The 16,916-nt window shown below is 59.9% G+C and carries 14 protein-coding genes, 2 pseudogenes and 1 riboswitch; of the genes and pseudogenes, 3 read left to right on the top strand and 13 right to left on the bottom strand.

The window, feature by feature from the left end:
* Positions 1-7: 7 nt before the first annotated feature.
* Complete coding sequence (locus tag ACVIIW_RS02635) at positions 8-763, top strand: CbtA family protein (RefSeq protein ID WP_456699315.1); 756 nt, start codon at positions 8-10, stop codon at positions 761-763.
* A 91-nt stretch (positions 764-854) separates the two neighbouring features.
* Positions 855-1,074: riboswitch (cobalamin riboswitch) on the top strand.
* Here ACVIIW_RS02635 and ACVIIW_RS02630 read toward each other — a convergent pair.
* Positions 1,030-1,761, bottom strand: coding sequence for a DUF3800 domain-containing protein (locus ACVIIW_RS02630; RefSeq protein ID WP_456699314.1), 732 nt, complete (start codon positions 1,759-1,761; stop codon positions 1,030-1,032). Its footprint overlaps the riboswitch before it by 45 nt.
* Positions 1,722-2,498 (bottom strand): hypothetical protein, encoded by a 777-nt coding sequence (locus tag ACVIIW_RS02625; RefSeq protein WP_456699313.1) that lies wholly within the window; start codon positions 2,496-2,498, stop codon positions 1,722-1,724. Before ACVIIW_RS02625 ends, ACVIIW_RS02630 begins: the two co-directional genes overlap by 40 nt.
* Positions 2,499-2,613: 115 nt before the next feature.
* On the opposite strand from ACVIIW_RS02625, the gene ACVIIW_RS02620 reads away from it, so the two are divergent.
* On the top strand, positions 2,614-3,045 hold the full coding sequence (locus tag ACVIIW_RS02620) for a hypothetical protein (protein ID WP_456699312.1): 432 nt from the start codon (positions 2,614-2,616) through the stop codon (positions 3,043-3,045).
* A 46-nt stretch (positions 3,046-3,091) separates the two neighbouring features.
* Complete coding sequence (locus ACVIIW_RS02615) at positions 3,092-3,544, top strand: hypothetical protein (RefSeq protein WP_456699311.1); 453 nt, start codon at positions 3,092-3,094, stop codon at positions 3,542-3,544.
* Positions 3,545-3,698: 154 nt separating this feature from the next.
* On the opposite strand, the gene ACVIIW_RS02610 is transcribed toward ACVIIW_RS02615, so the two are convergent.
* The 11 genes and pseudogenes from ACVIIW_RS02610 to ACVIIW_RS02560 form a co-directional block, all read right to left on the bottom strand.
* Positions 3,699-3,923, bottom strand: a complete 225-nt coding sequence (locus tag ACVIIW_RS02610; RefSeq protein ID WP_456699310.1) for a hypothetical protein — start codon at positions 3,921-3,923, stop codon at positions 3,699-3,701.
* A gap of 285 nt (positions 3,924-4,208) precedes the next feature.
* Entirely contained in the window at positions 4,209-4,418 is a 210-nt protein-coding gene (locus tag ACVIIW_RS02605) for a hypothetical protein (RefSeq protein ID WP_456699309.1), read from the bottom strand.
* A gap of 149 nt (positions 4,419-4,567) precedes the next feature.
* Positions 4,568-4,930: pseudogene (locus ACVIIW_RS02600) on the bottom strand (IS110 family transposase); the annotation flags it as partial.
* A 216-nt stretch (positions 4,931-5,146) separates the two neighbouring features.
* A pseudogene (locus ACVIIW_RS02595) lies at positions 5,147-5,494 on the bottom strand (IS630 transposase-related protein); the annotation flags it as partial.
* 342 nt (positions 5,495-5,836) lie between these two features.
* The gene (locus ACVIIW_RS02590; protein ID WP_456699308.1) at positions 5,837-7,474 is read right to left on the bottom strand and encodes an MFS transporter; all 1,638 of its coding nucleotides are present in this window, start codon (positions 7,472-7,474) and stop codon (positions 5,837-5,839) included.
* Positions 7,475-7,649: 175 nt separating this feature from the next.
* Positions 7,650-9,251: a DUF3300 domain-containing protein gene (locus ACVIIW_RS02585; RefSeq protein ID WP_456699307.1), complete on the bottom strand. Its 1,602-nt coding sequence runs from the start codon at positions 9,249-9,251 to the stop codon at positions 7,650-7,652.
* 158 nt (positions 9,252-9,409) lie between these two features.
* Positions 9,410-9,985 carry a Spy/CpxP family protein refolding chaperone gene (locus ACVIIW_RS02580; RefSeq protein ID WP_456699306.1) on the bottom strand — a complete coding sequence of 192 codons (576 nt, stop codon included), beginning with the start codon at positions 9,983-9,985 and terminating at the stop codon, positions 9,410-9,412.
* A 176-nt stretch (positions 9,986-10,161) separates the two neighbouring features.
* Complete coding sequence (locus ACVIIW_RS02575; protein WP_456699305.1) at positions 10,162-10,500, bottom strand: hypothetical protein; 339 nt, start codon at positions 10,498-10,500, stop codon at positions 10,162-10,164.
* Between the two features lie 354 nt (positions 10,501-10,854).
* Positions 10,855-13,422 carry a PAS domain-containing protein gene (locus tag ACVIIW_RS02570; RefSeq protein WP_456699304.1) on the bottom strand — a complete coding sequence of 856 codons (2,568 nt, stop codon included), beginning with the start codon at positions 13,420-13,422 and terminating at the stop codon, positions 10,855-10,857.
* Positions 13,423-13,668: 246 nt separating this feature from the next.
* Entirely contained in the window at positions 13,669-16,200 is a 2,532-nt protein-coding gene (locus ACVIIW_RS02565; RefSeq protein WP_456699303.1) for an HWE histidine kinase domain-containing protein, read from the bottom strand.
* Positions 16,197-16,793: a biliverdin-producing heme oxygenase gene (locus ACVIIW_RS02560; RefSeq protein ID WP_456699302.1), complete on the bottom strand. Its 597-nt coding sequence runs from the start codon at positions 16,791-16,793 to the stop codon at positions 16,197-16,199. The genes ACVIIW_RS02565 and ACVIIW_RS02560 overlap by 4 nt, the downstream gene beginning before the upstream one ends.
* Positions 16,794-16,916 lie beyond the last annotated feature (123 nt).

Raw genomic sequence — 16,916 nt, 5'->3', positions numbered from 1 at the left:
GGACCGCATGAGCACGTTTCGCTCGATCGTGTTTTCGTCGGTCGTCGCCGGCTTCATCGTTGGTCTCATTGTTACGGTCGCCCAGCAATTCGGCACCGTCCCCTTGATCCTGAAGGCCGAGGTCTTCGAGAAGGCCGCGGAGACGCACCAGCATGACGCTGCGACCGCGACGCAGGGGGCTGCGGACGATCATGACCATTCGACGCACAGCCACGCCGACCATGACCACGGCAGGGAAGCCTGGGAGCCGCGCGAAGGGCTTGAGCGCAACGCCTATACGGCCGCGGCCAATGTGCTGACCGCAATCGGCTCCGCGCTGCTCTTGGCCGGCTTCTTCGCCGTCCGTGGCGGCGCGACTGGCGGCGGTGTTTCCTGGCACGAGGGCCTGTTGTGGGGATTGGCGGGCTTTGCCGTCTTCACGATCGCGCCTGGGCTCGGCCTGCCCCCGGAATTGCCTGGCGTACCGGCCGCGCCATTGCTGTCTCGCCAAATCTGGTGGCTCGCAGCCGTGCTGGCGACGGCTGGAGGGCTTGCCCTGATTGCCTTTCGCCGTTCAGTGCCGGCGGCGATCGCCGGTGTGATACTTCTCCTCTTGCCGCATCTGATCGGTGCGCCGGAGTTGGAGCAGGTTGAGACGAACGTGCCGTCCTCGCTGTCGCATCAGTTCATGGTCGCGGTGACGCTGACAAGCCTGGTGTTCTGGAGTCTGTTGGGCGCGCTGACGAGCACGATCTTTGCGCGGCTCGATCGCGGGTCGGCCTAGGTCTGGCCAGAGCGCTGACCGGAACTCCCATATTCCACAGCCAATCTGCGCGGAAGCCTCAAACGAATCGTTGACACTGTCCGCGAATATCACCACATGTGGGCGTCACGGTTCCGCTGGATCGCAAGATTTAGTGGCTAAGAGGGAAGCCGGTGAACTGCGCCAGACCGCGCGGAATTCCGGCGCTGCCCCCGTAACCGTCAGCAGCGAGCTGCTTCCGAACAAGTGTCACTGGTGCCTCGCGCGCCGGGAAGACGGGAAGAAAGCTATGACCTGCGAGCCAGGAGACCTGCCGTGACGATCTGAACGTCCACGGGCGGGGTGTCCCGGCGATCGCTTGCATGCGCCGTCGGCATCGCTTTGCCGGCGATGAGGTTGGGCGATATCTGCAAGGCGCTGTCGTAGTTGCCAACTCCGTAGCTGATTTCATGTGGATTTTCTGCAGCCCATCTGAGCGCCCCCGAAATAACCTCTCGTGATCGAGCATCGGGCAACTTGTCCACACGCGCGAGGAGTTCATGGCAGATCTTGGTGAGCATCTGCGCAGCACGAGCCGTGTTACGTTCCCGGCGGGCCTTCCAGGCATCCTTGGCAAGATTCTCGTCAAATAGATGGGCAACCTTGAAAACGAGAATGTATCGCAGGGGCGTAAAGTAGTGATGCCACGGAACAGCTTTGTTCATACCAGAGTCGAAAACCTGGTCAAAAAAGCAGATGATGGCATGATCGGGCTTGGTGACCTTCAATAACGAAAAACGCAAATCGTTCTTCTTACTGAAGCGGATCAGTTTCTCCGCGATTGTAGAGAGCCGTCCTACGCCGAGCTCGTTCGCATGTATTCGCTTTACGCCTAGACTACGGCGCAGATCCTTCAGCAACGGCTCTGCCACGAGGTCAAGGTTTGCCTGAGCCGTAAGTAGGCCGTAGTACAGGGTTGGCTGGTTCGGATCGAACAGCTCTAAGCCTGTATTTCCGCTTTCATCAATAAAGCAATACATGAAAGTCCCGGTTCACATAGGGTTCTTCGCCAGGACGTCGTCGATTGCCGCCGAAACCCACCGGTTATAAACGCGCGTGCCTCCCATAACTCCATCGGGCGCTTGTGGCGCATCGTTTTCTGGTTGGGATGGTGTCTTTCTCCAACGTTGGCTGTCTGAGTAAATCGCTTGATCTCGCCTTTTAATATGCCGCTATTGGGCAAATCTCGGACGGCCTCGTAAGCTTTGTACAGCTCAAGCCAGCCAGGCTTCCCCTCCAAATAGCGCAGGGCACTGCCGATTTCCGGCTCCAGCGCTGCTGCTCGCATCCACTGCTGAGCCCTAGACGGCGCCTGTGGCGGCTGGATCACATTTCCATGGGCGTCTGTAACCGTCAGCGTGGCGATGCCCCCCCGTATACGCACTGTAGCACCTTCCGCTTCTAGGATGTGGTGTTTACGGGGCAGGCCCTTCGCGACAAACTCGACCACCGAGCCGTTGACAACGGGGTCGGTGTCAGCATTTTTCGACATTGTCACGTTCAGTGTGCTGAACAGCCGCTTTGCCACGTCATGGGGTTGTGGCGCAGTTATAACGCCGTCGAACGCATGGGATCGCAAGACAAGATAGTCGCCTCGTTCGTCCTTAATCTCTTCAACGAACGGATCGAACCGCGGCTTCAGCAGCATCTGCCACACTTTCTTATCTGCTTCAGGTCCGTTTAACTCTATGCCCCACTGGTTACTTGCCTGGCTCAAATCAGTCGCTCCTGGCACTTCGCGTAAAAACTCTCGTTGCTCCTTTCATCGCACCGGACGTAAGCATCTTGCTCTGCGTCGCATAACCGGAATACATAGCCTTTTCGCATCGCGTTTGATACGTGTTTTCTCAAGAAACGTCCAACAAAACGTCCAACATTTCGTCCAACACGTATCGATTAATGCCCGACTTCTTACCCGCCGTCATGGCACCTGGCAGTTCGTTCGCCGCCTACCGATTGAGTTCGCAAAGCTCGATCGTCGCCGTATCATCAAGCATTCAACGCGCATCAAGATCGCCGATGATCGCGCCGGGCGTCGTGCGGTGCGGGTTGCACAGCAGCTCAATGAGCAGCTTGAAATCTTCTGGAAGGGACTCGCGAACGGACATCGGACCGAGCAGCTCCACAGCTATGAGACCGTGCGGCAGCGTACGCGCTCACTGGGGTTCGAGTACATCGAACATGAAGAACTGCTACGCCAGCCGCCGGAGGCTCGCTTACAGCGCCTGGAGGCTCTCGTCGCCAAGGGGGGTGGCTGGCGATAGTGCCGCCCGTGCAGCTTTGTTCGGGGCTGAAAAGAAGCCTGCCTTCATGCTGTCCGATCTCTTTACCGAATACGAAGCCATGACGAGGGACGAAGTGAGGGATCTTTCACCCGATCAGCTCCGCATTTGGCGCAATGGCCGTTCGCGCGCCGTCGAGCGGTTCGTAAAGATTGCCAAAGACAAGCCGGCCAATGAGATCACCGAAGATGACGGCATCAATTACTGCGAATGGTGGCGGGGCCGCATCATTGCGGGAGAGGCCGAGCCCAAGACGGCCAATAAGGATATTGGTCAGCTCAACCGGATGCTGAAGGACGTCAGCATTCGGCGGCGGCTCAACCTGCCTGACATTTTCAAGTGGCTCCGGCTGAAGGGCGAGGTCGAAAGGCCGCGGGTGCCTTATGAAACAGATTTCATCCAAAAGCGTCTGCTTGCGAAGGGCGCCCTGGATCGCTTGAACGAGGATGTTCGACTGCCAGGGTTTCCCGCGCTATCGTGACAAGTCTTCCAACCTTTCCGCGGCGTTGAACAAGTACCTTCAAGAGAATGGACTGCGACCGACCAAGGTACATACGTTTTATTCGCTGCGGCATAGCTTCAAGGACCGGCTGATTGCGGCTGAAGCCGTCGCTTAAGTTGAAGCTCAAATATCTTCAGCGGATCGCCCTCAAGGCGCCCGCTTCGCTGTAGGCCAACAGCCGACACTGAGCGCGTGCCTTGGTATCTTCCCTGGCCTTCAATTCCTGAAACTCGGCTTCGAACTTCTCGTACATGGTGAGCCAGAAATCACCGTCCTGTTCGATGAAGTAGGCGAGCAGCACCAGCGCGCGTTCTATGCGCTCGATCAACGGAAGCTGAGGGGCGGTCTCGCTCGGCATAGGCCGGGTTTACGGGAGAGTGGCGCCGGGAATCCTTGTAATGATTGGGAAGCGGCATCCTCTCCGAACTTTCCCACTCGTTACGTAAGGTTGTTGAATGCGTCACAGCTCGCTAATCTCATTTCGAACAGCGCAGATAACCAAGCTCTTCAGAAACAACTAAAGCGTTTCGGCATTCAACCGGGGGAAGAAACGCCGGGTTACGGCAAAATCCTTGACTAGATCTATGACGCGCTATCTGCGGAACTTGGCGCAGCCACTGCTAAGCTCAACGCGATCGCTTGATTAACGCTCAACGGTAGCCAGATCAACAAGGAAGCCAACGCAATCCTCATCCAAGCAGAAACTCTGGCGAGCCAGGCCCTTTTCTTCTTCCTCAATCATGGGGAAAAATTCAATAACTTGGGCGAGGTCCATAGTTTCCTGGATTTGCCGCTCGATCAGGTAAAGCTCAAGCGCCAGCAGCAGCTCACTGATCTGTTCATCAAGTACCAAAACCGGACGTAAACGACGCTAGTGTGGTGCTTAGTCTAGCCTTGCTGCTCGGTTTTCCTGAGCCGCAATGAAATCCAGCAGCTTTGACTTTCGTGCGCAAAGGGTGGAGCCGAGCCTGAAGAACGGCAGCTTCGAGGTCGCTGCAAGATGGTGTGAAGCCGCTGCAGCCACTGCGCATCACTGACGTCGGTCTTGCGACCGGGCACGTGTTTGGCGTCGCGCGCATTGACAAGGAACACTGCAAAGCCACGAGCGTCGAGGAGCTCAAAGATCGGGATCCAATAGACACTGGTCGACTCCATGACGACCGTGTCGACGCCGCACTCTGCAAACCAGTCAACCAGCCGATGCAGATCGGTTGTGAAAGTACCGAAGCTGCGCACCGGCTCAGGCGTGCGATCTGCATTCACGGCGGCCATGTGCATCGTGGCACCGACGTCGATCGCTGCCGCATTTGGATGAACCGCCGACATCGACTCGCGGCCCTTGCTCTTCGATTTGTATCCACCCATTGCCAATCCTCCCTTGAGAAACGGAAGGGCTGGGCCGCGCTTATGATCAATTTCCTAAACGGGATCGCCTGACGGCGTCACCACTCTCACGTGCGCAACAGCCCGTGGACCATGTTTTTTTGCGGGGTAATTGCCACCAAAAAGCTGTCGGCCGCTCCCTTCCGTCAAGAGCATAGACCTCAGCCGTTTCTATGCCCACAGGCGGACACGGTCCGAGATGGTTTTTTTGAAGCTGAGCTTCTCGGCATGTACGAAGTCCCACACCGAGTGGTAGTCGACCTTCAGGCCACGTCCGGCAAGCTCGGCAACGAGACCGCGTATGGTGAAATCGCCATCCTTGATCCGTTGTGACAGCCAGACCGCGTGCTTGCCCGAAATTGCCTTCGGCTTGTAGCCGCCGATCTGGCTGGGCTCAACGCTGCCGGTCTTCTCGACCCGCTGCATCCAGCCGATGGCCGTGCTGATCGCCACCCCAAACTGCTTGGCGGCTCGATTGCGCGACATCCCGCCCTCGATCGCGGCTACGACACGTTTACGGAGATCCAGAGAGTAAGGCTTGCCCATCCATGCTGGCCTCCTATCCAGCCAGCATGGTGAATCAGAAACAAACTGATTTGGGAATCCCAAATCGATTCAGACTAAAGCCATCCCGCTTTAGGCAAAGGATTGGATAACGTATCGTAAGTTTAGTTGGTGTGTGGAAAGGCGGTAGCGCTCCCCCGCTACCACATTCCCGACAAATCCCTGAAATTTCTCGACTTGCCTGATCTGCGCGACGTTCGAGCGCGCTTGAGACAATCGTGCTAAGCCCTTGTCGCCTGGATCGGCTATTGGTGCTGTCTTGCGGCTCGAAGCTTCGAAGTGTCTGTCCGTCGATCTCGCGCTGGTTTTGTCGCGCCGGTGAGGTCATTCTTGCAGCAAGAGCGTCACACGAGGCGGCTCCGTCCCAACATGATATGAGCGCGCACGAATGACCGCTTCACTATCTGCCAGATTGAGGCGACCTATTCCCCTTTGCAGTTCATGCCAGTCGCGGATGATAAATGTCTCCACCCAATGCAAGGGGTCGCTGACGTCCCGGGACAAGGCCCAGCCGACCGCGCCATCGCGATAGCGAGATAGCCGAACGCCCATCATGGCGGTTCGGAATGCCGGGACGTCAGAGGGGGCGATTTGGTAGCTCACCGCGGCCCGCAGTCGGTGCCGGGAGCTATACAGAAGCGGCGCCATCTCTTCGGCGATCGACAAGGCGGGCGGATTGGTTATGGCAGACGCTGACGGATCGTTGATCTCAGCCGGGAGATGTATCGCGCGTGTTGCAAGCGCAATCGCACAGCCTGCAAGCCCCGCCGTCAGGATCGTTTCTGTCAGGCCGACACGATCGCCCAGCCAACCCCAAAAGATTGCGCCCAGGCCCATGCCACCATTGAAGACCGCCTGGTACAACGCCAGCGCTCGGGCACGCACCCAGGGTGCCGCCGCCAGTTGAACGGTCGCCTGCAGGTTAGAGGCGCCGATAATCCAGCCCAAGCCGAACATGAACAGGGCTGCATATGCGGTCGCAGCACTGGGAACGACGGCAAGAGGCACCAATGCCAGGCCGCAAAGGGTGCCGGCCAGAAGGATCAGGTTGTTGCGTAGAAATAACCTGTTCAGTGCCGGCATCATCAGGCCGCCCAACACCGCACCGATCCCGATGAGGCCCATCATCAGGCCGAAAGATGCAGATGAGAGCCCAAGCACCTCACGCACATACAATGGCAGCAAGGCCCAGATCGCACTCGCGCAGCCGAAGAATGCCGCCGAGCGGACGAGCGTGCTGCGCACCACCGGCTCAGCTAGGGCATAGGTGAAGCCAATCCGCATTGCCGATCCGAACGGCTCCGGCGGCACGTTGTTCGCCGTCTGCGTTCGCGGGAACGTCAGAAAGACGCCGACCACCAGAGCAACGAATGCGAAGGAGGCCGCGTTCGCTGAGAACGCCGCAGCTGCGCCCCAAATTGCCAATATTAAGCCGCCCAGCGCAGGCCCGATGGCCCGAGCGATATTGAACCCGACGGAGTTCAGAACGAGTGCCTGCGCCAGTGACCGGCGCGGCACAGTCAGAGGTACGGATGCTGCCCATGCCGGGCTATTCAACGCGGCGCCTATGGCGAGCAGGACGGTCAGCACCAACAGCGTTGCGGGATCCACGTGTCCGATGGCCGCGACGATCGCGAGGATAGCAGAGGCTGCCAACATCGAGATGTTCGTAACGATCAGCAGGCGCTTGCGGTCCATCAAATCGGCAATGGCTCCGGCGGGCAGGGCGAGAAGCAGCACAGGCAGTTGCGCCGCCGTCTGCACCAAGCTGACCATCATTGGGCTCGGCGCCAGATCCGTCATGATCCACGCGCTGGCGGCATTCTGGATCCAGGTGCCTAGCGCCGACACCGCGTTGGCGAGCCACAGCCAGACGAAAGCGCGGCTGGCGAATGGCGCCCAGACGGATGAGGACGCCGCGAAGTCAGGAGCGTTCGCGGCGACTTCATTTTGAGAGGACATCCAGAATTCCCGCTACTGGTGGTCGGTGCTTGTGAGCCACAGGGCGCCCGAGGGGTACCTCGGGAGCCAAATAATGATCAATCGGCAGCAGTCCGCCCCGGTCGTGACGTCACCTTCGCTGTTGATCGGCCCGCGATCACAGCGCATGTGCCGGGCCGGTCTCACATCTCGATGCCTACGGATGGCTTCCCCCTCCTGGTGGTGAGCCGTCGGATGACCGTGGTATAACGCCTCCACCGCGGGCCCAACTCTCATACGACCTGAACGGGAGGCCGAGCCGCTCATAATGGACGCGGAGATAGCCGTCATTGCCGCGCGTCACTGCATCCGGTCTGACTTCCTGCACTTCCTGCGCGATCACTCCGACATAGGCTTTATCGCTGCCGTTGTACGCAAAGCGGTAGTAGCCGATACCGTTGTCGAGCCGACCGAGAAGCACGACGTCGTGCTTCAAGTTGATGTCCGACCGGCGCCCGCCGCCACGTCCGCCGCCACCTCGGCCTCCGCCGCCACGGAACCCTCCGCCGCCTCCGTGAAAACTCCGGCCGCCACCGGCACTCCGGAATGCTGCTGCCCGGTGTCCGCCTCCCGCGAACCTCGCTGCACCACCCCGGCCGGCGGCCGGCCTGAAATGGCCAGCCCGCGACCCGCCGCGATGCGCAACACGATTCCCGGAGCGCGCGTGTCTGCCGGCGGTGGAGCGATTGCGGGCCTGTCGATTGCCAGCATTTCTGTTGGCTCCCGCCTGCCGGTTTGCCGGACGGCTGCGGTCTGCTCGTTGCGAGCGCTCCCCTCGCTGCGCGCGGTTGCCTGCATTCGGACGATTGGCGGCATTTCCCAATCCTTGCCGACCGCCTTGGGGGCGATTGGCGTTGCCGAATCTCTGCTGAAGGTTCGAGTTGTTGTAGCGTGCACCTTGGCGGTGCCTTGTGTCGTGGCGCCAGTGCTCGACATGCGCCCCGCGGTTGATGTCGATCGCTCCGCCGCCCCAATTGACGCGACTGCCGCCCCACCATCCGCCGCTTCCCCAATAACCGCCCGTTGCCCATCGTCCGAGTGCGTAAGCGGCGCTGAACGCCACGCCGGTTGCGATCAGGCCGGCTCCGATGTAGCCGGGGTAACCCCAATAATAGGGGTATGCCGGATAGTCGGAATAAGGCCAATCGCCGAACACCACCTGGGGTTCGTAGTAGGGCACGTAAATGCTGTCAGGAGCAGCCGGCTCGATATAGATGAACTGCCTGTTCTGGTCCTCTCTGACGGTGACCTTCTGCTCATTCGTCGTCACCAGCTTCTTTCGGTCGTAAGCCTTCGAGCGCAGCCGTTGCACTGCATCCATGACGTCTTGCTGCTGCGCCAAGAACGCCTCGCCGAGCTTCTGCGTCCATTCGAGATGCTCGTTCATCATTTGCAGGACCGAGGCTGTAGCGATCAGAGCCTTGACGCTCGCATCCCATTCCTGCTTCTCAGCCCCAGCCTTCAGGGCATCCCCCTTCAGGTCCTTGTTTTGGTTCAGCCAGCGCGCTGCGTGCACCACCTCAAGCGGATAGGTGGATGCCATGAGCACGTTTGACAGCAGCGTGTCCGGATATAGAGCGATCGGAGCAACCAATCCTTCAAGCTCCGCCGGCTTGAGTGTTCCCTGGTCGGGAACCGGCGCAGGGGATGAACTCGTCGCCTGAGGTGTTTGATCCGCAGTTTGCGCCAATGCGGGCAAGCCGATGCCGAGCGATGCAAGGATCGCTCCCATGACGACCATCTTCCTTACGAACTGCATGCGCTGGCCTCCCTCGCTACACACGAGATCGCCGAGTGCCGGTTGCGTTTGACGTAGATCAAAGAATGCGCGCGAAGGAGGAGGCGAACGCGCGCGATTCATGAACGCAGGAACTCTGTCGGCGAAGTTCCGATCTGGAGTAGGACCTCAGCCGGCGACTAGTCGTCTTCGTCTTCAGGCTCGAGACTGTGCTGGATGACATCGCGCATTCCGCGCATGACGACGTATGACGCAAAAGACATCCGTCTCTTCTGATCTTCACTCAAGGTTTTGTAGAGAGGCTCCCAGGCAGCAGCGAGCTTCTTGAGATCGTCGCCACGCTGGATGAGGCGCTCCGCTCTGCGTTGCATGAGCTCGACTGGATTGCTGTCCTTGAGGGGGTCGACGGCTTCGTCATGCAGCTCGACGATCCGCTGCAATCGCGCCTGCCGGTTTGTCGCTCTGTTGCGGATTGCGTCCTCGACTGCCGGCCAATATTTTTCCTGATCGGCCGTCAATTGGAGAGCAGCCTTGATGATGCCGACGCGCATATCTGTCAAACTCTTCAAGTCGGCTGCGGAGGGCGCCTGTGTTCCCGCCGTCTGTGACGTCTCTGCGGCGCGGACGAGAGGGGAGGTTGTCATCAACAGGACGAGTGCTGCGATGGCTGTCGTTTTCGTCATTGCAAGCTCCTGAAACTGCGCCCCCGAGCACACTGGCTGCATCGGGGCTGGTTGGCGCTTGATCTGGGTCAACGGGTCTCGTGAGATTGCAGCGGGAGATTGGGATAGCAAAGAGATGGCAAAGCGCTGTGACGCCTTCCCACGACCCGCGCCAGCTCCAGATGCCAATGGCCGATCATTTTCGCGTTGCGGCTCTACGACGCGAGCTTGCCTCGGCAAGTCGCGGGAGATCATCGGGAATGTCCAGCTCATTCCAAAGCAGACGGCGGAGTCCGAGCTGTCGCATTGGTTCGGCCGGCAGAGAATGTTTTGACTACAAGCGCCCGGACCGAAACAAACGCTTTCCATATTCTTGCGAACCAAGGAATCATGAGCAGCTTCGGCTTTACCACGACGAAAAGCCGCTCCACGAGCAGAATGCTGACCGCGTAGCACCCCACAACCATGGCGGTGCCGGTGATCCAATGGCCTTCTCCTGCCACGGCTACCGCCACGAGCTTCAAGGGTTCGACGGTCGCGGCCGGCAGCGCGAGCAAGACCAGCGAAGGGTACGGGCCAAGCCTCTCAATCAACCGTTTCACGCTCATCGTATGCTCCTTCCGACGGAGAATTGCAGCCACCCGCCCATTGTTCCTCAAAGCGGAACATCTACCGTCTCACGTGGTTATGTCCGCAGCATCAAGAGGAGAAACACGAGATGCAGTCGGCGACCGACCACGATGGCGAGGGGACCTCTGTGGCCTTGAGCTTGGAAGAGGAGGTGGCTGCCTGGCGCAACAGGCGTGGCCTACGACAAGGGGCCACGACAGGCAGGATCCAAGTCGTTCGCATATCGAAACGTGTGCTCATTCGGTCGCGTGAGCCGTTCCAACGCGTGCTAAGGCCAAGGCCGTAGTCGAGCAGCAAAGATACTTCTCGAAAAGGTGTTTGCGTCTTGGGCGTTATGCGCTGGCGCCGTTGATCGCACTTGGTGCCAGAGCTGCAAGGCAGGTCATCAGTTCGTCTTTTCGAAATGGCTTCGTCAGCCTGGGCAGGTCCGAGGCTATGCCTTCTACCTCTGAATAACCTGAAATAATCAAGACCGGAATGTCAGGAGAGATCGCGCGAATTGTGCGCGCCAACTCAGCGCCGCTCATGCCAGACATGAGATGATCCGTCACGATCAAGTCGATGGGAGTTTTATCTCTCACCACTTCGAGTGCCTGTTCGGCTGACGTCACCTCTATGACGCGATAGCCGAGGTCGACTAGCATATCCGCCGTGCTTAAGCGAACGAACTCCTCATCATCTACCAACAACGCAGTACCGCGGCCTCGCACCGAGTGGCCATCGCGTGAGATATTGGGTAGGTCCGGGACAGCCTCGGTTTGAGGCAGCCAAAGCTCGATGTTGGTACCGAGACCCAGCTTGCTGTTGACTATCAATGCACCGCCGAGCTGGGAAGCTAGACCGTGGACCATGCTGAGGCCCAAGCCAGTGCCCTTCCCTAGGCCCTTGGTAGAGAAGAACGGTTCGACCGCTCGAGCGAGCGTTGCCTCGTCCATTCCGACCCCAGTGTCAGCCACGGAAATTCGAACGTATTCGCCGGGCGGTACCTTCCGGTCTGCCTCCAACTGAGTATCTGCTGACGCGGCTATCCGCAGCGTGCCTCCATTCGGCATAGCGTCGCGAGCATTCACTGCCAGATTTAGAAGAGCCATTTCCAGCTGGTTCTGGTCCGCCTTGGCCGGCGGCAGGTTATCTTTTACGTCGACTACGACTTTGATCTGTGGCCCCGTCGTGCTCGACATGAGCTCAGCCATGTTTTCAACCAGCTTGGAGACGTCAACCGCAACCGGTTGGAGCGGCTGACGCCGAGCAAAGGCGAGCAGCCGCTGGACAAGCACCTTCGCTCGCTCCGCCGATTGCGCGGCACCGGCGATCAGGCGCTTTTCACGATCACCACCTACCTCGCGGCGCTGCAGCATATCGAGCGCGCCGACGATCGGCGTAAGCAGATTATTAAAATCGTGGGCAACGCCTCCGGTGAGCTGCCCCATCGCCTCCATCTTCTGGCTTTGACGTAATGCTTCTCGGGCAACTTCGAGTTCAGCTTCGCGGGATTTAGTGACGCTGAGATCGCGACCAACTGCGATGAAGTTTTCACCGTCTGCCTCCGGCGCGACAGTCCACTCAATATGCTTCCAGCCGCCTTGCACGGTTGCGATACGATTTTCGAACCGGCTCGGCTGACGCGTCTTGGCCATCCGAGCAATCGCGGCCAGCGTAGATTGCCGGTCATCTGGATGCATGAAAGTCGAGTAGCCACGTGCAAGGAGCTCCGCTTCGCTCCATCCCAGTATTTGCGTCCAAGCAGGGCTCACCGCAGACATCATGCCGGCGTAGTCGGCGCGCGCGAGCATGTCCTGAGAGAGATTCCAGAGGCGGTCGCGCTCTGCCGAACGGGCCGCAACCTGAGCTGCCAGTGTTTCGTTCAACTGCCGCAAGCGGCCCTCGCTCAGTCTTAGCTCATGCTCTGCTGCGCGCCTGGCTATCGCGGCGTGCGTGCGCTCTGCAAAGTCGCGAACGAGAGTAACTTCCTCGACGCTCCAAACGCGCGGTACCGGCGAATGGACAAACATTTGGCCGACGGTTCGCTCATTCTCCGTGATGGGTAAATCCAGGTGTGCTCTAATTCCAAGCGCTCGAAATGCACCGGCATTCACGGCAGTGCGCGGATCTTTCTCGACATCAACGTTCGTAACGACGCGGCCCTGCCGTAGGTCGTCGATATAAGACCCGTAATCTGAAAAATGATGAAGTCCGGCAAGATTATCGTATCCAGGGGCGAACCAATTCCTTTCAACAAAAGTAGTTCCGGCCTCGTGATCAATCGCACCATACCCCACTCGCGAAGCCCCTAAGACCTTGCCCAGCAGTTCAGACGCGGTAAACGAGATGTCTGCGGTGTCCGCGACGTTGCGAAGACGCTCATCGAGTTGCAAAAGCGCATCCCGCCGACGCGCTGCCAAGACCTGGCCGGTCGTCTCGGCGACGGCGCAGAACATCCCCGCGACGTGACCTCTCTCATCGCGGACCGGCGAGTAAGAAAAGGTAAACCAAGTGTCCTCGTTGTGACCGTTCCTGTTCATTGTCAGCGGCAGGTTCTCGCGGTATGTCGCTTCACCCGCCATGGCGGCGTCGATTAGGGGCGAAATGTCAGGCCAGATTTCCGACCAGATGTCGAAGAAGCGTTCGCCAAGTGCGCGCGGGTGCTTAGCACCAAGTATTTCCGCATATGCGTCATTATAGAGAAAACCAAGCTCTGCGCCCCAAGCTACGAACATGGGAAACTTGGAATTGAGCAAAAGACCGACTACTGACCGCAGGGACTGCGGCCAGCCGCCGGGGTGACCCAGTGGTGAATTCGACCAATCGTGAGCGCGCATAAGCGCCCCCACGGTGCCACCGCCGTTCAGGAAGTTGAATTGACCGGTTAAGTCGGCTCTTCCGGACATGCAGTCAGCCATATGCCCTCAACACTCGGAAAAGAGATGACCGTCGCGGGACATGGTGACGGGAAGAATGCATCCAAATCATCTCCGAGGCGAGTCCTGTTTGACTGCAGCATCGCGACAATTGCTCGAAATTCGCCATCTCTCGTTGCGGCCCTCCAAAACCTGCCGAAGAGGGAAAGAGACAGAGGATAGTTCGGTTCATAGAGCAAATCCTCAGCTCAGCACGGCCGCGTTCTTGCCGCTCGGACGACTTTCAGGTCACCGGAGCTTTGCGAGTGACGCCTCAACGGTCTCCCGCGTGTACGGCTTCTGAATCACCGGAGCATCCGCAAGCTCCTCCGGAACTGGCGCGCGCTCGCCGTAGCCGGTGGCAAAGACGAAAGGCACTCGCAGTTCTTTCAGCTTCCTGGCGACCGGCATGCTGCTCTCGCCGCCGAGATTGATATCGAGCAGAGCGAAGCTTGGCCTCGTCCGCCCGATCACCTGCATCGCCTGATTCACGGAAGCGGCCGTCTCGACGTGACGCGCGCCGAGATCGAGCAGGATCACCTCGGCCGCCATCGCGATGATCAGATTGTCCTCGACGACCAGCGCGGTTTCAGAAATCCGTGGCGTGGCCTTTTCCTCCGCTTGCAGGCGCGAGGGTGCGCCTGAGAGCGCCGGGATGAACTGCACGTAGTTGGCGGGAATGACGAAGCGTGCCTGCACGCCAAGTAGGTCGAAACGAATCTCGGCATCGCCCTTGAGGTCGAATGGCACGGAACGCTCGATGATGGTGGTGCCGAAGCCGCGCCGCGATGGCGGTTGCACCGGCGGCCCGCCGCTCTCTTTCCATTCGATTACCAGGCTGGAGCTGCGGTCCAGTGTCCAGACGACCTCGACCTGGCCGGTCGAGTCGGCCAGCGCGCCGTATTTCGCCGAGTTGGTCATCATTTCGTGCACCACCAGCGCCAGTGTGGCGAACGCCTTCGGATCGAGCGCGACGTTGGGGCCGTCAAGCTTGATGCGGTCGGCCCGCGCGCCGAGATAAGCGCCGGCTTCGGACTCCACCAGTGACTTCAGCGCCACCGGAGCCCAGTTGAGGCTGGTGATTTGGTCGTGGGCGCGCGCCAGAGCCTGGATACGACCTCCGAGCACCGTCGCGAATTCCTCGATGGAGGCCGTGTTGTCCTTGCTCTGCGCTACCAGGCTGCGCACCAGACTCAGGATGTTGCGCACGCGATGGTTGAGCTCCGCAATCATAAGCTCCTGGCGCTCCTGCGCGTTACGTCGCTCGCGCGCTGCGAGATCGGAGAGCTGAAGGATGACTTCGAGCAGAGTCACGCGCAGGCTTTCGGCGATGCGGAGGTCGGCCGTGGTCCAGGGTCTGGACTGTCCTGCCACCGTCTCCTGCCACAGCTCGAAGCTCTTGCGCGGGGTCAGCCGATCACCGAGCGGACCCTGCGCATACGACTTGTGGGGATCGCCGGCCCAGTTTACCGAGCGCAGCACCTCGCGCCGGAAGAAGATCAGGCAGTCCCGCGGCGCCCGCGAGATCGGAACAGCAAGAAAGCCGGCGGCCCGGTCGCGGAATGATCGGCCCGCGGCATAGACCTTGCCGATTTCAGCGCTGGCGGTGATACGTCCCGGCGAGGTGCGATTGATGAAGCCGATCAGGTCCTTAACCTCGGCTTCATTCGGCGTATCACCTTGCAGCGTGAGCTGGCCCTCCGACCAAACCGCAATGCCATCGCAGGCAATCATCTTGCGATATTCGGAAACGAATTCGATGATCGCACGCGAGGAGTGAGCCTGCGAAGCGGCAACCTCCATTAGCCGCTCCTGGATCTGGTGCGCGTGAGTTTCGTAGGCCATGTCGTCTTCGCGCTCGCGCCCTTCCAATATCCAGGAAAACATTTGGCCGAACAGCTCGGAGGCAGTGCGCTTCTCGAAGGATATGTGGCGGGGTGAATAATGATGGCAGGCGAACAAGCCCCACAGCTTGCCGTCGCGCAGGATCGAGATGGACATCGACGCTGCGACACCCATATTGCGCAGATATTCGATGTGGATTGGGGACACCGACCGCAGCACGCTCATCGAAAGATCGAGCAGCGCGGCGGTGTGTGTTGAGGTCGTCCGGATCGTCGCGGGCCCGGCGTCGACGTCCGCGATAATACGGAGCCAGTTGCGGGTGTAGAGGATTCGGGCCTGCCGCGGGATGTCAGAAGCTGGATAATGAAGCCCGAGGAACGGCTCGAGGCCGGAGGCTGCGGCCTCCGCGATCACCTCGCCCGAGCCGTCGTCGGCAAAGCGATATACCATAACGCGGTCGAAGCCGGTGAGCACCTTGAGCTGGCGCGCCGATTCCTGCGCGAGTTCGGTCAAGCCCCTGGTCTTCCGCAGTCTGCCGAGCATTAGGCGGACGAGATCGGCGGAATTGGCGCCGGGCTCAACCACGCTCGGCTCGGCCTCGACGATAAGGTAAGCGCCTGAGAAATGGATCGCGAGGTCGAACAGTGGCATTCCAGCCTGCAGCTGCAGACTGAAGATGCGCTCGACGGCGTCCGGTCCACTCAGATAGTCGACGCGGCTGCGGATTGCCGCCAACGCCGCTCCGGAGAAGACGTCTTTGATCGAACGCTGTAGCAGCGCGGATGTCTCGGTGCCGAGGAAATGGCCCGCGTTCTCCGATGCCATGCAGATGGTGAAATCCGACGACAGTGTCAGCAGGAATCCGAACGGTTGCACGCTGCCGGGGACGTGGATCGGTTCGCGATCGCAATTGGTGAGATTGACCTGCTCGTTCATGCGCCCCCCGCCGCGCTTGCGAAAGCCGCGAACGCCCGCCGCGCTCCCGATATGATTTCAGCCTCGTCCTGAGGTGTGACCATCTGGCTCTCGAGCTTACCCAGGAACGTCCGCCATAAGGGCTGACCACTGCCGTGCTTCAGGTAATTCGTCGCGGATGCGACCACCGGCTCGCCGCAATCGGCGACGGTGCGCAGCAGATATTTGGCACCGAGCCGCGAGCCTTCGAGCACATACATGGTGCCGAACACCCCGTTACGGTCTAAAGGCGCGATCGGGGGCGAAGGATGCGCCTCACCGCCAATGCGGTCGAGATCCTCCGCGATGGCGCTCCCGCGCGACCGCCGTGGCCAATCCGGAAAGATGTCCGCGACACCGGCCCGCTCCAGCGCGGTCTCCAGCGGCAGCAACGCCGCGGCGCTGGCTTCGAGGAAGCGGCGATAACCGTCGATACTAGTCAGATCAAAGGCGCCAAAGCGCGCATCGATGTCGCGATGCGCGCCAGCGGTGGCGAACCTGAGCTTTTCCCGCAGGCCGGACGCAGGTAACTCTTGCACGCAAACAGCGTGGTTCGGTGGAGCGACCGCCAGCATCGAAGTCCTAAGGTGAGCGTTGGACCGCAGACGCGCGGCACGGGCTCTGAAAACGTACAAGAGAACCAAAGGTTCCCCTGTAGATGCGATCACCCGTGGCGGCGCGTAGAAAATCGCTTCGGC

It is taken from the genome of Bradyrhizobium sp. USDA 4449 (assembly GCF_054056275.1).
This window is presented reverse-complemented; position numbering and strand designations above follow the sequence as displayed.

Bases quoted from the DNA above. Each gene is read 5' to 3' on its own strand.
- ACVIIW_RS02635 (WP_456699315.1), top strand. From the start codon at position 8: ATGAGCACGTTTCGCTCGATCGTGTTTTCGTCGGTCGTCGCCGGCTTC.
- ACVIIW_RS02630 (WP_456699314.1), bottom strand. From the start codon at position 1,761: ATGTATTGCTTTATTGATGAAAGCGGAAATACAGGCTTAGAGCTGTTC.
- ACVIIW_RS02615 (WP_456699311.1), top strand. From the start codon at position 3,092: ATGCTGTCCGATCTCTTTACCGAATACGAAGCCATGACGAGGGACGAA.
- ACVIIW_RS02610 (WP_456699310.1), bottom strand. From the start codon at position 3,923: ATGCCGAGCGAGACCGCCCCTCAGCTTCCGTTGATCGAGCGCATAGAA.
- ACVIIW_RS02590 (WP_456699308.1), bottom strand. From the start codon at position 7,474: ATGTCCTCTCAAAATGAAGTCGCCGCGAACGCTCCTGACTTCGCGGCG.
- ACVIIW_RS02585 (WP_456699307.1), bottom strand. From the start codon at position 9,251: ATGCAGTTCGTAAGGAAGATGGTCGTCATGGGAGCGATCCTTGCATCG.
- ACVIIW_RS02575 (WP_456699305.1), bottom strand. From the start codon at position 10,500: ATGAGCGTGAAACGGTTGATTGAGAGGCTTGGCCCGTACCCTTCGCTG.
- ACVIIW_RS02570 (WP_456699304.1), bottom strand. From the start codon at position 13,422: ATGGCTGACTGCATGTCCGGAAGAGCCGACTTAACCGGTCAATTCAAC.
- ACVIIW_RS02565 (WP_456699303.1), bottom strand. From the start codon at position 16,200: ATGAACGAGCAGGTCAATCTCACCAATTGCGATCGCGAACCGATCCAC.
- ACVIIW_RS02560 (WP_456699302.1), bottom strand. From the start codon at position 16,793: ATGCTGGCGGTCGCTCCACCGAACCACGCTGTTTGCGTGCAAGAGTTA.